16 protein-coding genes and 1 tRNA gene are annotated in these 13,913 nt (G+C 67.6%); 13 read left to right on the top strand and 4 right to left on the bottom strand.

What is annotated here, in order from left to right; all coding sequences use genetic code 11:
• Position 1 precedes the first annotated feature (1 nt).
• Positions 2-1,567: a DNA-directed RNA polymerase subunit B'' gene (locus P1L41_RS05970; RefSeq protein WP_276297950.1), complete on the bottom strand. Its 1,566-nt coding sequence runs from the start codon at positions 1,565-1,567 to the stop codon at positions 2-4.
• Positions 1,567-1,794 (bottom strand): DNA-directed RNA polymerase subunit H, encoded by a 228-nt coding sequence (locus P1L41_RS05965; RefSeq protein ID WP_276297949.1) that lies wholly within the window; start codon positions 1,792-1,794, stop codon positions 1,567-1,569. The genes P1L41_RS05970 and P1L41_RS05965 overlap by 1 nt, the downstream gene beginning before the upstream one ends.
• Before the next feature lie 288 nt (positions 1,795-2,082).
• On the opposite strand from P1L41_RS05965, the gene P1L41_RS05960 reads away from it, so the two are divergent.
• The 6 genes from P1L41_RS05960 (at position 2,083) to P1L41_RS05935 (ending at position 6,150) form a co-directional block, all read left to right on the top strand.
• Positions 2,083-2,155, top strand: a tRNA-Asp gene (locus P1L41_RS05960).
• A 573-nt stretch (positions 2,156-2,728) separates the two neighbouring features.
• The gene (locus P1L41_RS05955; protein ID WP_276297948.1) at positions 2,729-3,382 is read left to right on the top strand and encodes a hypothetical protein; all 654 of its coding nucleotides are present in this window, start codon (positions 2,729-2,731) and stop codon (positions 3,380-3,382) included.
• A 104-nt stretch (positions 3,383-3,486) separates the two neighbouring features.
• Positions 3,487-3,798: a winged helix-turn-helix transcriptional regulator gene (locus P1L41_RS05950; protein ID WP_276297947.1), complete on the top strand. Its 312-nt coding sequence runs from the start codon at positions 3,487-3,489 to the stop codon at positions 3,796-3,798.
• Between the two features lie 36 nt (positions 3,799-3,834).
• On the top strand, positions 3,835-4,323 hold the full coding sequence (locus P1L41_RS05945) for a metallophosphoesterase family protein (RefSeq protein ID WP_276297946.1): 489 nt from the start codon (positions 3,835-3,837) through the stop codon (positions 4,321-4,323).
• 89 nt (positions 4,324-4,412) lie between these two features.
• Complete coding sequence (locus P1L41_RS05940; RefSeq protein WP_276297945.1) at positions 4,413-5,186, top strand: coenzyme F420-0:L-glutamate ligase; 774 nt, start codon at positions 4,413-4,415, stop codon at positions 5,184-5,186.
• On the top strand, positions 5,173-6,150 hold the full coding sequence (locus P1L41_RS05935) for a 5,10-methylenetetrahydromethanopterin reductase (protein WP_276297944.1): 978 nt from the start codon (positions 5,173-5,175) through the stop codon (positions 6,148-6,150). The genes P1L41_RS05940 and P1L41_RS05935 overlap by 14 nt, the downstream gene beginning before the upstream one ends.
• Here P1L41_RS05935 and P1L41_RS05930 read toward each other — a convergent pair.
• Positions 6,110-6,325 (bottom strand): DUF8024 family protein, encoded by a 216-nt coding sequence (locus P1L41_RS05930; protein WP_276297943.1) that lies wholly within the window; start codon positions 6,323-6,325, stop codon positions 6,110-6,112. The two genes, P1L41_RS05935 and P1L41_RS05930, sit on opposite strands and share 41 nt — an antisense overlap.
• Positions 6,326-6,642: 317 nt before the next feature.
• Here P1L41_RS05930 and P1L41_RS05925 point away from each other — a divergent pair, with 317 nt between their 5' ends.
• The 6 genes from P1L41_RS05925 to yciH all read left to right on the top strand — a co-directional run bounded on the left by P1L41_RS05925 (position 6,643) and on the right by yciH (position 11,688).
• Complete coding sequence (locus tag P1L41_RS05925; protein ID WP_276297942.1) at positions 6,643-6,996, top strand: DUF7573 domain-containing protein; 354 nt, start codon at positions 6,643-6,645, stop codon at positions 6,994-6,996.
• Between the two features lie 163 nt (positions 6,997-7,159).
• Positions 7,160-8,119, top strand: a complete 960-nt coding sequence (locus P1L41_RS05920) for an AAA family ATPase (protein ID WP_276297941.1) — start codon at positions 7,160-7,162, stop codon at positions 8,117-8,119.
• Entirely contained in the window at positions 8,116-8,937 is an 822-nt protein-coding gene (locus tag P1L41_RS05915) for a DUF58 domain-containing protein (protein ID WP_276297940.1), read from the top strand. The genes P1L41_RS05920 and P1L41_RS05915 overlap by 4 nt, the downstream gene beginning before the upstream one ends.
• Positions 8,934-9,092, top strand: coding sequence for a hypothetical protein (locus P1L41_RS05910; protein ID WP_276297939.1), 159 nt, complete (start codon positions 8,934-8,936; stop codon positions 9,090-9,092). Before P1L41_RS05915 ends, P1L41_RS05910 begins: the two co-directional genes overlap by 4 nt.
• A complete protein-coding gene (locus P1L41_RS05905; protein WP_276297938.1) occupies positions 9,089-11,329 on the top strand; it encodes a transglutaminase TgpA family protein in 2,241 nt (746 codons plus the stop codon). Before P1L41_RS05910 ends, P1L41_RS05905 begins: the two co-directional genes overlap by 4 nt.
• Before the next feature lie 65 nt (positions 11,330-11,394).
• Entirely contained in the window at positions 11,395-11,688 is a 294-nt protein-coding gene (gene yciH / locus P1L41_RS05900; protein ID WP_276276325.1) for a stress response translation initiation inhibitor YciH, read from the top strand.
• Between the two features lie 226 nt (positions 11,689-11,914).
• Here yciH and engB read toward each other — a convergent pair whose 3' ends face one another.
• Positions 11,915-12,532 carry a GTP-binding protein EngB gene (gene engB, locus P1L41_RS05895; RefSeq protein WP_276297937.1) on the bottom strand — a complete coding sequence of 206 codons (618 nt, stop codon included), beginning with the start codon at positions 12,530-12,532 and terminating at the stop codon, positions 11,915-11,917.
• Positions 12,533-12,623: 91 nt separating this feature from the next.
• On the opposite strand from engB, the gene P1L41_RS05890 reads away from it, so the two are divergent.
• Positions 12,624-13,901 carry a TIGR00341 family protein gene (locus tag P1L41_RS05890; protein WP_276297936.1) on the top strand — a complete coding sequence of 426 codons (1,278 nt, stop codon included), beginning with the start codon at positions 12,624-12,626 and terminating at the stop codon, positions 13,899-13,901.
• Positions 13,902-13,913 lie beyond the last annotated feature (12 nt).

Below are 13,913 nucleotides of genomic sequence, written 5' to 3'. Positions count from 1 at the left end.
TTTAGTCGTCCGCGGGCTGTGTTTCGATCGATTCGATTCCGGGGATGCCCTGGACCCCCATCTCTGCGAGTTCCTGTTTCAGTCCCTGTGCGTCCTCGACGTCCTGCGAGAGTTCCATGGCCTGGGCGAAGTTCTTCACCAGTCCACAGTTCGGTCCCTCCGGCGTCTCGGAAGGACAGATGCGACCCCACTGGGTCGCGTGCAGGTCACGCGCCTCGAAGTGGGGCTGCGAGCGGGAGAGCGGCGATCGCAGGCGGCGGAGGTGTGACAGCACGCCCATGAAGTCGGTCCGGTCGACCAGCTGGGAGACACCCGAGCGTCCGCCCACCCAGTTGCCCGTCGCGATGGGATGTTCGAGCCGCTCGGTCAGCACGTCCGAGCGAACCACGGTGGAGACAGAGAGCTGGCGGTTCCGCATGTTGGCTCGTTCGAGCTGGTATTTCACGTCCCGGGCGAGCTTGTTCAGCGCCGTCCGGAACAGGTCGGTCATCAGGTCGCCGCTGACCTTCAGTCGCTTGTTCGCGTAGTGGTCCTTGTCGTCGGACTCGCGGCGGTTGAGTGCGAGTTCGAAGCACGCCTCGGCCATCCGGCAGAGGTAGAACGCCTTGTTGATACGGACCTCCTCCTCGTCGACGCCCTCCTCGTGGAGGTGCGGCAGGAGGTAGCGGTCGATGACGTAGTTGGCCCGCTTGAGCTGGTAGTTCTTGCCCTGGCCGGAGGCGACGCGCTTCCCGAGCGCCTCGATGGCGCCCTCGGTCGTCTGGACTTCGGCTTCCTCCAGATTCTCGAGCATGAACTTCACGATCTCGGGGTCCTCCGAGACGCGGTGGACGATCTCCTCGTCGGATTCGAGGCCGAGCGCCCGGACCAGCGTCACGAAGTCGATGCTGCCCGAGACCGAGGGGAACGAGACTTCGAGCAGTCCGTCACGGGTCCGCTCACAGAGCACGAGGGCACGGTAGCCACGGCGCTGGGAGAAGGTCTTTGCGACCTGGACCTCGTCGCCGTACTTGGTGTCGTACTCGGCCAGAATCTTGTTCGGGGCGAGGTCCTCGCTGGTCATCAGCACCCGCTCGGAGCCGTTGACACAGAAGTAGCCGCCGGGGTCGGCGGGGTCCTCGCCGATGTCGATGAGCTCCTCGCGGGTGAAGCCCGCGATGTTGCACTTGTTCGAGCCGACCATGATGGGCATGCGCCCGATCTTGGTCTCGGTCCGGTCGACGACTTCCTCGGGTTCCTCTTCGCCGCCCCGGACGATGGCCATCTCCATGAACACCGGCGCGGAGTACGTGATGTTGCGCAGTCGGGCTTCCTGGGGATAGAGCAGTTCCTCGCTCCCGTCGGCCTCGCGGACGCGGGGGGTGACGACCCGGACGTCGCCGAGTTCGACCCACACCGGTTCCTGTCCTTCCTTGTCGCCGATGTCGGTGTCGATGGTCTCTTTCTCGTCGACCACCTGCTGCATCCCTCTGTCGAGGAAGGCATTGAAGGAGCGGAAGTGATGTTCTGCGAGCCGTTCTTTCGCGAAGTACTCACGCGAGATTGCGCGTCGGTCCTGTGTGTTCATTATTCCACCACCAGTCGGTATACGATGGCCTCGTCGGTCGTCCGTGAGTCACGAACGATTCGAATCACGTCACCTTCCTCGGCGTCGTCGGGCAACGCCGGGTCGGCACGTTTGATCTTCGGGAGGTCCGTCCGCTTGATGTCGTACTCGTCGAGCACTGCTTCGAGGTCGTCCTCGTCGACGACGCTGTGGTCGGGGACGAGGTCGTGTTGACTTACATCTACCATGTGTGTGTGCGTGCGTGGGGCCTGCTGCTAGAGAAGGTGGCTGTCACGAGATACTACAGGTCAGTATTGTCGGGACGCATATAACACTTGCCAACTCAGCCTGCCGTGGCTACTCGACCCCGGTCGGCGACGCCACACGCCGGCCATGGGATGTCCTTGCGTGCCAGTCCGTTGGCCGAGGGCCGACATAGAAGTTTGGGTCCGCTACGGGGTACCGTCACAGGGCGTCCTTGTTTGGAAAGTCTTAATACCAGCACCGGGATACCACGAAGTGCAGCAAGGCAGCGTGCCCGGATGGTGTAGTGGCCCATCATACAACCCTGTCACGGTTGTGACGCGGGTTCAAATCCCGCTCCGGGCGTCTTCTATTGCGAACAACTTCGACGAGCGCCGCGTAGCGTGTGCTCGTCACCGTGAGCAAGGAACCGCCGAAAGGGATTTGAATCACGCAAACGCGAGCGACAGCGACGCGTTTGCCCGGGTTCAAATCCCGCTCCGGGCGTACTTTTGTCGAACTTAATTCCCAGCGAGACGTCTCGTCGCCGAGCAACTGCGAGTTCGACGAATACGGCGACGGGCGGATATGAACCCTGCCAGTCGCGCACAGCGAACGGAGTGAGCGAGCACGTCTGGCTCGGTTCAAATCCCCTCGACCACACTGCTGTCGAATACGATCGGTCCGTCTCGTCGCCGTGGCAATACCGGGTCACGACGGGCAGAGCGGGAGAAGTCGGCGCATAACCAAGCGACGCTCACGGGAACTGGCGGCACGCGAGGGGGAAAACCCCCCTCACCCTGTCATAGCCGTCCGTCCCACCTCGGGGAGCGGACGTGTTAGTCCTTACAGCGATATGGCATATGTTTTGTGTTACCGGGAACCGTGGGACGGGCGTGGGCAACAAACTGTTTAGTGACCACACCTGAAGGAGAGAACATGGACGACGTGGACGGCGAAGAGATGCCGGGGGCAATCGTCGAGTCGTTTCTCGAGCGCGAACGGGGGGTCAGGACGCTGCTCGACGAGCTCGAACGCCAGACCATCGAAGGCCATCACGAGGAGGTCCGCGAGCGGGTCCGGAACCTGGCAGACAGCGACGAATCGGTCTTCTACACGGTGGCGTTCAGCCTCACCAACTCCCGACAGTTCTTCGGCGACGTGGAGGCTCAGCTCGACGTGACGGCCGCGGACCAGCTGCGGGACCTGGCCGACACCTACGCGTCGCTCGCAGAGCCGTTCAACATCGTTCGGACCGAGCGGGCCGAGGACCGACACAACCCGGTCACGGACACCAGCTACACGGTGACGTACCATCGCGAGATCGAGTCGCCGATGGTGACCTACCGACCGCTGTCGGGCGACGTCGAGCTGTACGAGTCGCGGGGGACGCCGAGCGAGGTGCTGCGCGTCTCGACGGACCTCGCCGCGGCGACCACGGATGCCCTGGACGTCGCCCTGGAGAACGACTACTCGGTCAACACCGAGGAGTTGAGCACGCTCATCGACCGGCGCGAGGAGCTCGAGACGGAGCTGAGCCGCCTCCGGGACCAGCTCGACGAACTCCGTCGGAAACCGGTCGGGAACGAGTGAACGGGCGGCTCGCCGGCGGACGGCGACGCACGCAGCGCCTGGCACTGGACTCGAAACCGCCGGCGTTTATATAGCGTCGAACGGTATCCTGTCGTACGATTTCAATGGGAACGGACCGACTTATCAATCAGGTAGACAAGGAGAGCCGCGACCTCGCCATTCTCGAGGCGGTCATCACTGACGGCCCCATCGGCATCGTCAGGCTCTCCGAAGAGACCGGGATTCCCGAACACAAGGTACGGTACTCGCTGCGGATGCTGGAAGACGACGAACTGGTCGAGCCGACGCCACAGGGGGCGATTCCGGCCGACGACATCGAGGCGCGCGTCGACACCATCAACGAGGGCATCGACCACCTGGTCGCCCGCATGGAGGAACTCAGGGACGTCCTGCCGTCCATCGAAGCCGTCGAGTAGCGACAGACAGTTTTGTTCGGCGGCCGATGTGTGGGTATGGACGTCGCAGTCATCGGCGATACTCACATCCCGTCGCGGGCGCACGCCATCCCGGCCCCGTTCCGGGAACGCATCGAGGCGGCCGACCACGTCATCCACACCGGCGACTTCGACGCCGAGGGGACGCTCGCGGACATCAGAGCGATGGCGTCGCGACTCACCGCCGTGGCCGGGAACGTCGACCGGCGGATGGGATTGCCGGACGTGGCGACCGTGGAACTCGGCGACGTCACGTTCGTCGTCACGCACGGCGCCGGGTCACACCGGGGCTACGAGCGTCGCGTGGCGAACATCGTCCGCGAGGAAGCGGGGCCAAACGCCGTCGGCGTCGCCGGCCACACCCACGAGGTCCTCGACACGGTCCACGACGGCGTCAGACTGCTGAACCCCGGGAGCGCCACGGGCGCGCCGTCGGCCGACCGGGCGACGATGCTGACCCTTGGGGTACGGGACGGGGAGCTGGACGTGACGGTCCACGAGGCCTGACCAGGCCACCGGAATCAGCAACGATTGCCACCGTTGGCCGGGCTTGCACGTATCAAGGGGCTTTTTCGGGTGCACCACGCAGAGGGGGTATGGAGGTATTCGCGGTCGAGGGACTGCCGGAGGTCAGACCCGGCGACGACGTCGGGCAGCTCGTCGCCGAGCGGGTCGACCTGCAGGACGACGACGTGGTCTGTGTCGCCAGCACCATCGTCTCGAAGGCCGAGGGACGACAGGCTAACCTCTCGTCGTTCCCGCCCGGTGACCGCGCACGGGACATCGCCGCCGCCATCGAGGCCGCGGTGGACGAGGAGAAAGACCCCCGTTTCGCGCAGGCGGTCGTCGAGGAGAGCGAGGAGATACTGACAGACGCCCCGTTCATCCTGGCGGTCACGCGCTTCGGGCACATTACGGTCAACGCGGGCATCGACCGTTCGAACGTGCCCGACGCTGACCTGCTCTTGCTCCCCGAGGACCCGACCTCGAGCGCCGAGAGAATCCGAGACAGCATCCAGGACCACGCCGGCGTCGCCCCAGCGGTGGTCGTGACCGATACGTCGGGTCGCCCGTTCCGACACGGCCAGCGCGGCGTCGCGCTCGGCTGGGCTGGTATCCACGCCTCTCGGGACTGGCGCGGCGAGCACGACAGAGAGGGCCGCGAACTCGCTGCGACGGTCCAGTCGGTCGTGGACGAACTCGCCGGCGCGGCCAACCTCGTCACCGGCGAGGGCGACGGCGGCACGCCCGTGGCCGTCGTCCGGGACTTCGACTTTGGCGACCACGCGGGTAGCGACAACCTCTTTCGGGACGACGAGAACGATATCGTCCGACAGGCGCTCAGGGAGTGGACACATGTACGCGATTGAACTCACGCCGGAACACCCAGTGGCACAGCTCGCCGACTTCGCCGGCCATGCCGAGGCCGAGGGCTTCGACGCGGTGTTCGCCAGCCACCACTACAACAACCGCGACCAGTTCATGGCCCTGGCCCAGATGGCCGCCCGAACGGACGAGGTGGCACTTGGCCCCGGCATCGCCAACCCCTACGAGACGCATCCGGTGACGCTGGCCTCGCGGGTCGCGACGCTCGACGAGCTGAGCGACGGGCGCGCCATGTTCGGCGTCGGCCCCGGCGACAAGTCCACCATTCGGAACCTGGGCTTCGACCACGACGACGCGCTGCGGCGCGTCCTGGAGACGTTCACGGTCGCCAGGCGGCTGTGGGCCGGCGAGCGCGTCGACCACGACGGCACCTTCCAGGCCGAGGACGCGGGCCTGAACTACGACGTCGGCGACGTCCCGGTGTACGTCGGCGCACAGGGGCCACACATGACCCGGATGGCCGCGAAACACGCCGATGGCGCGCTGTACAACGGCGCGCATCCGGCGGACCTCGCATGGGCCCGCGAGCAGGTCGAGGCCATGGCCGACGAGCGCCCCGACTCGCGAGGCGAGTTCGACCTGGCAGCCTACGCCAGCGTGTCGGTCGCAGAAGACGCCGACGCAGCCCGCGAGGCCGCCCGGCCCCCCGTCGCGTTCGTCACCGCCGGGTCACCGCCGCCGGTGCTCGACCGGCACGGCCTGGACCAGTCGCTCGCGAGCGACATCGGTGAGGCCATCTCGGCCGGCGAGTTCGAGCGGGCGTTCGGGCTGGTCACCGACGAGATGATAGACGCGTTCTGTATCGCCGGCACGCCCGACGCAGTCGCCGAACGGACCGACGAGCTGCTGGAACACGCCGACAGCGTCGTCTACGCCTCGCCGCTCGGGCCGGACGTCGAGACGGCGATTACTCTGCTCGGGGCGGTTGTTTCCCGCCGGACGGGTTGAACAACGAGAGCGCAGCCCCCAGCGAGAGGTATCCGAAGACGGCGACGGACAGCGTCGTGATGACGGCACCCACCAGCAGCATCACTGCGGCGAGCGGGTCGTTGAGCGCGACGGTGAGGAACCGGCCCGGCATCTCCAGGACGCTCGTGACGAGTTCCGTGAGGAGTCCTTGCATGGGCGGCCGTTAGCAGGGGGCCTACTTTGCGCTTCTGTTCGAGTCGGCGGTGTTTACTTTAGCTAGTATTGAGTTAGAGAGCCAGAAAGCCCCCGCGTTCTCAGCTTTGGTTCGCGGGCCGATAGCCCGCTCGCCAAGACGTGGGACCTCCGGTCCCACGCGACCCGCGGCTCGCTGAGAACGCGGCCCCTTTCAGTCCCACCCGAAGCCGGGTGGCCAGCCGGGGCTTTCTGGCTCTCTGTACTCCTACTTTCGTAACTAACCACTACCGAACCAACGCGGGACAGGTATTTGCCGCGCCCGGCCTGAGAGGGGACATGGTCGAAGACGCATCGCTGGACGACTTCCTCGGGAGCGGGGACGACGATGCCGACGAGGAGCGGGACACGGGGTCGACTGACGCGGATGGAAGCGAGACGGAGCGAGGCGACGACCCAGCGACCGACGCCGGGACGGCGGAAACCGAGGCCGGCGCATCGGACGAAGAAGCCGACAGTACAGACGGCGACGATGGCGAGACCGCACCCGAAGACGGCCGGGATGTCGCGCCGGCGACGACCACCTACGCCTGGTCGGACGAGGGGACCACCTGCGAGGAGTGTGGCGCGCCCGCCGAGCGCCGCTGGCAGCAGGACGGGGCGCTCGTCTGTCCGGACTGCAAGGTCTGGTGAGGGCGGCGTGTGGGACTGGGTCGCACCCAGCAAAGTTACCTGTATTCGCTCCCAAGGCGGGGGTACGACCGACCCGCACAGGACATGCGAAGGAACGACACCTCGCTGGGGGGACGAGGCGCTGTCGACCCATCGGGCGCGTTCCGCGGACTGACACGGACCTATGACAGACACGGACACCTCACGAGGGCAGCAGTCGGACAGCGCGCTTCCAGACGCCACACGGGTAGCGACGGACGTCATCGAGAACGTCGAAGAGGTCATCGTCGGCCACCACGACGAGATCGAGCACCTGGTGGTCGCCATCCTCGGCCGCGGCCACGTCCTCCTCGAGGACGTCCCCGGCGTCGGCAAGACGATGCTGGCCCGGGCCGTGGCCGCGTCCGTCGACGGCGTCTTCAAACGCATCCAGTTCACGCCGGACCTGCTGCCGACGGACGTGACCGGTGTCAACGTCTTCAACCAGAAGTCCCAGGAGTTCGAGTTCCGGCCCGGACCCATCTTCGGTAACGTGGTGCTCGGCGACGAGATCAACCGCGCCCCGCCGAAGACCCAGTCGGCGCTGCTCGAGGCGATGGAGGAAGGGCAGGTCACCACCGACGGAACCACCCACGCCGTCCCGCAGCCGTTCACCGTCATCGCGACGCAGAACACGGTCGAGCAGAACCGGGCCTACGACCTGCCGATGGCCGAGCTCGACCGCTTCATGACGAAACTCCACCTCGGCTACCCCGACGAAGCCGAGGAGGCCGCGATGCTTGGAAGCGTGGTAGGCCACCACCCCATCGAGGAGCTGTCGCCCGTCGCCAGCATCGACGCGCTCGCGACCGCCCGGAACACCGTCGCCGAGGTGACCGTCGAGGAGGCGATACGCGAGTACGCGACCCGGCTGGCGCGGTACACCCGGGAGCGGGCACAGCTCGGTGTGAGCCCCCGGGGAAGTCTCTCGCTGCTCCGTGCCGCCCAGGGCCGGGCCGTCCTCGAGGGGCGCCCCTACGTCGTCCCGGACGACGTCCAGCAGGAGGCCCCCGTGGTGCTCCCTCACCGGGTTCAGACCGACAGTAGCGAACAGACCGCCGAGGCGCTGGTCGCCGAGGCGTTAGAGACCGTCGCCGTCGAATGAGACCGACCCGTCGCGGCGTCGGGGTGCTCGTCGTCGCCCTCGCGGCCGTCGCGATGGGTGCACGGTACGGTCAGGCGGGCCTGAACGCCGTCGCCGGCCCGCTCCTGGTCGCGCTCCTCGCGGCCGCCGTCCAGGTCCGCCTCGCGGGCACGCCGACCGTCGAGCGCGACCCGCCGCGACGCGGGTTCCCCGATGACCGTCGCCAGGTCGAGCTCACCGTCGAGGGCAGCGGCATCGCGACGCTGACGGACCGCCTGCCCGAGGGAGTCGCCGGAACAGCCAGTGCCAGGCGCTCGCTGCCGACGACCGTCACCTACGACCTCACCTACGAGCGGCGCGGCGAGCACCGTCTCGGCCCCGTCGACGTCGTCCTGACCGACGTGCTGGGCCTGGTCCGGCGGTCGGCGACCGTCGAGGCCGTCGACGACGTGCTCGTCTACCCGCCGGTGTACCGGATGGGCGGCCCGGACGCCTTCGCCCGGACGCTGGCGCCCGAGCCAGAGGACCGGCAGGCGTTCGACCGCCTGCGCGAGTACGTCCCCGGCGACTCCCTTCGGGACGTCCACTGGAAGTCGAGCGCGAAGCGCGACGAGCTTACTCGTCAAGGAGTACGACGACCGCCGGAGCGACGACGGGGTCCTCGTCGTCGGCGAGGCGACGCCGGGCACCGACGACGCGATGGCGGCGGCCGTCGCGACGGTGGCGATGGCGGCCCTCGACAGCGGCATCGCCGTCGAACTGGCCGTCCCCGGCGGGACCGTCCCCCCCTGGATTCGGCGACACCCACCGGACCCGACTCCTCGAGGTGCTCGCCGTGACACCCGACGGGAAGACAGACCGAGCCGACGACGCCGACGTACTGGTACAGGCCGACGACGACGGCGTCACCATCGCCACCGACGGTCGCCAGCATCCCTTCAGCGACGTGACCACCGACCAGCCGACGCCGCTAGCGGGGGAGGGCGAGCCGTGAGTCCGACGCTGTCCGAACGCCTCGGCGACCGGGTGCCCGTGAGTCGGACGCGGGGCGTCGCACTGCTCGCCGTCGCGCTCGCGCTCGGCGCGCCGCTGCGGACGCTGTATCACCTGACGGACGTCGTCGGGTCGCCAACGCTCTTTCTCGTCGTCGTCGCCCTCTCGCTGGTCGTCGGGACCGCGATGGCCCGAGTCGTCCGCCCCGCGCTCGCTATCGTCGTCGGCGCAGTGTTGCTCGCCGGCGGACTGGTGTGGTACATCTCGACCCTCGCGATCCAGCCCCCGGTGTCGGCGCTGCTCGCGGACACCGTCGCGCTCCTGACCGGGCGGTCGCTGTTGCAGATCGAGAACGTCCGGCTGTGGGCACTCGCCATCGCGCCGGCACCGGTGGTGCTGACCTGGTACTTCGCCCTCAGGCGGTGGTACGTCACGGCGACGGTCACCGCGGCGACCACCCTCGGTTTCCTGGTGCTGACGACGGACGCGGCCCTGATTACGGCACTGCTCGGCGTCGTCGGGGGCGTCGCGACCATCGGCTTCGGAACGCTCGATACGGTCGCACCGGCAGACCCGGTAGACGACGAGCGCCGCCTCGACGCCCCGCTGTTCGGCGAGCGACGCACACAGGCGGACGGCGTGGACACCGGCCGTCGGGCCGTCCTCGAACAGCTGGCGGCCATCATCGTGCTGCCGGCCGTCCTGTCCCGCGTCCCGTCGGTCGGCGGGCAGTCGCTGTCGTTCACCGAGGACGGCGAGCAGGCGACGATGGAGGGGAGCCTGCTGAGCGCCGACGAGTCCATCGACGTCCTGGGCTCGATCACGCTCTCGCCGGAGGTCCGGTTCACCGTCGAGAGCCCGGAGGCCCGCTACTGGCGAGTGGCGACCTACGACCGCTACACCGGCCAGGGGTGGGTCCGGACCGGAAGCACGGGGGCCTACGGCGGCGGACGGCTCGGCGCACCGCCGGGGAACACCCGGACCCTGCGCCAGTCCTTCGAGGCGGAATCGACCGTCAGGACGGTCCCGGCGGCCTGGAAACCGGTCCGGTACGACGGCGACGTCGACGTCGAGGTGACGACCCACGACGGGTTCCAGCCGACGACGTCGCTGTTCTCCGGCGACCGGTACAGCGTGGAGAGCGAGGTGCTCGTCGCGACGCCACAGCAACTGCGCGAGGCCGGCGACGACTACCCCGAGGACATCGTCGACCGGTACACGCGGGTCCCGGAGAGTACGCCGGCCCGAGTCGCCGAGCGAACCGCCATCCTGACTTCGAACGCCGAGACCCCCTACGAGGTGGCGCTCGTCGTCGAGCGGTGGCTCCAGAACAACAAGGACTACTCGCTCGACGTGAGCCGGCCGGACCGGGACGTCGCGGACACGTTCCTCTTTCAGATGGACGAAGGGTACTGTGTCTACTTCGCGACGACGATGGTGACCATGCTGCGCACGCAGGGCATCCCGGCCCGGTTCGCCGTCGGCTACACGCCCGGCCAGCGGGTCGACGACGACCGCTGGGTCGTCCGGGGGCTGAACTCCCACGCCTGGGTCGAGGTGTACGTCCCCGACCAGGGCTGGATTCAGTTCGACCCGACCCCGAGCGGCCCCCGCGAGACGGCCGAACAGAGCCGAATCGACGAGGCGCGCGACGACTCCGAGTCGGGCGTCGACACCAGCGAGACGAACAACGACACCGAGTTCACCCCGACACCGACGCCGACGCCACCGCCCCTGACCGAGACACCCGAGACCGCCACCCCGACCGAGACGCCAGAGACCGCCACCCCGACGCCCCAGGACTTCGAGACGCCGACCGCGGTCGGCGGCAGTGGCGCAGCCGGAAGCGGGGGCGGTGGGTTCCAACTCCCCGACCTGCCGTCACGGGAAGAGACGGCGCTCGGCCTCGTCGCGTTACTTGGCGTGGCCGCTGGCGCCAGACGGGCGGGAGTCGTCGACCACCTCCAGCGGGAGCTGTGGCTCCGCTACCAGCGCCGCGAGGACCCAGAGACGGACGTCGAAGTCGCCTTCCAGCGGGCGATGTACGTCCTCGGGACCGAGACCCGCCAGCGCGACCCCGGCGAGACGGTCCGGGCCTACCTCCAGGCGGTCGACGCCGACGAGCGAGTCCGTCGGCTGGCGAGCCTCCGAGAACGGACCCGGTACGCCGGCGAGGTCGACGAATCGGTGGCGGCGGAAGCGGTCGAACTGGCCGACAGTGTCGTCGCAGAACGGTAGCGTCGCCTGCCGGTGTTCGCCTTCCCGACAGTGTTTAATATGACCCTTTCGTACGTCTGGGTGTAATGTCGGAAGTCTGCTCGACGTGCGGGCTCCCTGAGGAACTCTGCGTCTGTGAAGACGTCGCCAAAGAGTCCCAGGAGATCAACATCCGCATCGACGAGCGCCGCTACGGTAAGGAGGTAACGATCATCGAGGGGTTCGACCCGAAGGACGTCGACATGGACTCGCTGTCCTCCGACCTCAAGTCCAAGTTCGCCTGCGGGGGCACCGTCGAGGACGGGCAAATCGAGCTCCAGGGCAACCACACCGGTCGCGTCGAGGACTTCCTCCGCGACAAAGGCTACAGCGTCGCCTGACCTCCCGACAATCGGTCGGTTCTGTGGGAAGCGACTCGCGAGTGACTACGCCGTCGATTGAGCCGTTTTATAGGCTCAAACAGCCATCCGTCGGAGCATCCGCCGAGCGAAGCGAGGCGGTTCACGGAATCGCCGCGGTGCGGCGATTCCGCCTTTTCGCCCACGTTTTTGGGCGGGGGTTGAGCGCTCGCCCCCGGCGAGCGCGAACCCCGTGGAAAAAGGTGGTTTAGAAGAACTGAAACAGGTCGTCGCGCTGGGCCTCGTGCAGATGGTGTCGAACGGCCTCGTTGAGCGGGCCGATGCTGCCGCGCTTGGCGCTGATGGGGGCGATAGTCTCTTGCCACTGTTGCCAGGGCGGGTGCAGCCCCAGGCGCTCACAGAGGTCGTTCAGCCGCTCGTCCGTATCGTCGACCTTGTCCATCTTGTTGACGGCGACGACGGGTTCGACGCCGACCTCCCGGAGGAAGTGGAACATCTCGACGTCGTGGGGGATCTCGTCCGGCCCCGAATGACGGTCGATGATGTCGATGACCGATTTCCCGTCGACGACGAGGACCCCGACGAGAATCTTGTCGGCGTTCTCTTCGACGTAGCGGACCACGTCGGTCTTAATCTGCTCGCGGACCTCGTCGGGGACGCCCTTCATGAAGCCGAAGCCGGGCAGGTCCGTGATGACGAAGTCCTGTGGCGCCCAGTCGTAGTGGTTGGGCTTGCGGGTGACGCCGGGGCGCTGGCCGGTCGAGAACGTGTGGCCGGTGAGTTCGCGCATCAGCGTCGACTTGCCGACGTTCGAGCGGCCGACCAGCACCACCTCGGCGTCTCGGTCGGGGCGTGAGTCGAACATACCCGGCGTAGACGGCCGGCAGGGAAAAGCGCGTCAGTTCGCGGGCGGCGGCACCCACGGGTTTTTGCCCCCTCGCTTCGGACCGGAAGCCGTGCGGTTCGTCCAGATCACGATTCCGAAAGGCAAACACGACGCGGTGCTCGGCGTCCTCGACGACGAGGGCATCGACTACGTCGTGACCGACGAGACGAGCAACCGGGAGTTCACCGGCGTCGTCGAGTTCCCGCTGCCGACGAACGCGCTGGAGCCCGTCCTCGAATCGCTGCGCAGCGTGGGCATCGACGAGGACGCCCACACGGTCGTGATGGACGCCAACACGGTCATCTCGCGGAAGTTCGACGAACTGGAGGAGCGGTACGCCGAGACGGAAGACGAGGACCGCATCGCCCGGGAGGAACTGACCTCGAAGGCGGAGGACCTCGCGCCCAACGTCGTCATCTACACCGCGATGACGGTCATCAGCGCCGTCATCGCCACCGCCGGCCTCCTGTTGAACTCGCCGGCCGTCGTCGTCGGGTCGATGGTCATCGCGCCGCTCATCGGGCCGGCGATGTCCGCCAACGTCGGCACCGTCGTCGACGACCACGACCTGTTCGTCCGCGGCGTCAAGCTCCAGGCGTTTGGCCTCCTGCTGGCTATCGGAAGCGCCACCGTCTTCGCGCTGGTCGTCCGGTACGCCAACGTCGTCCCGCCGCTCACGGACGTCACCACCGTCGACCAGGTCCGCGAGCGGGTCGCGCCGGACTTCCTCTCGCTCGTGGTGGCGCTGGGCGCCGGTGCGGCGGGCGTGCTGAGTCTCACTTCGGGCGTCTCGACGGCGCTGGTGGGGGTGATGATCGCGGTCGCGCTCATCCCGCCGGCGGCGACGGTCGGCATCGGTATCGCCTGGGGCCAACCCCTCGTCAGCCTCGGGTCGGGCGTGCTCGTGCTGGTGAACGTCCTCTCGATAAACCTCGCGGTGCTGGTCGGCCTCTGGTACCAGGGCTACCGGCCGGAACACTGGTTTCGCGAGGGGAACGCCCGAACGGCGACTATCAAACGAATCGGCGTACTCATCGCGGCTATCGTCGTCCTCTCGGCGTTCCTCGGCGGGGTCACGCTCGACTCGTTCCAGCGGGCGACCACCGAGACGGAGATTCGGACCCAGGTGACAGACAGCGTCGACCCGCCGCTGCGCATCCTCGACGTCGAGATCAGACTGACCAACACCGTCATCTTCCAGGAGCCGCGTCGGGTGGTGGTCACCGTCGGCATCCCGCCCGGGACCCCACCCCCCGACCTCGTCGGGCGCATCGACACGGTCGCCGACGGCGCCGCCGGGCTGGACGTCGAGACGGAGGTCCGGTACATCGTCTCCGAGACCGCGTGACGCTCAAAACCG

This window comes from Haloarcula ordinaria (assembly GCF_029338275.1).
Lineage (GTDB): Archaea > Halobacteriota > Halobacteria > Halobacteriales > Haloarculaceae > Haloarcula > Haloarcula ordinaria.
This window is presented reverse-complemented; position numbering and strand designations above follow the sequence as displayed.